This window comes from Bartonella sp. AA83SXKL (assembly GCF_042196965.1).
Classification (GTDB): Bacteria; Pseudomonadota; Alphaproteobacteria; order Rhizobiales; family Rhizobiaceae; genus Bartonella.
Window position 1 is genome coordinate 449 of the sequence record NZ_JBHIRG010000191.1, and the last position, 256, is coordinate 704.

Below are 256 nucleotides of genomic sequence, written 5' to 3' on the forward strand. Positions count from 1 at the left end.
CCTGTCGTTTGGAATATGATGGTTTTTACGCTTTTTGTCGTAAGACCAGGGGAGTGGATCACTTTTACCATTATTGTCTTATCAGCAATCATATCTTTTTTACCCATTTATTTCATCCATCCAGTAAGGGTCATCCGTTTGCGTAGGCTTAATTTTCCAATTTTTCTTTTATGGTGTTCCTTTGGTGTTGCTGCATTTTTTTACCAACTGAATGCCCCATTTTGGGTTAAGATGGGAATTTCAGTAACAGGTATTT

1 pseudogene is annotated in these 256 nt (G+C 37.1%); it reads left to right on the forward strand.

Annotation, left to right across the window (positions count from 1 at the left end):
- Positions 1-256 (forward strand): annotated as a pseudogene (locus ACFINO_RS10545) (phosphatidylcholine/phosphatidylserine synthase); the annotation flags it as partial.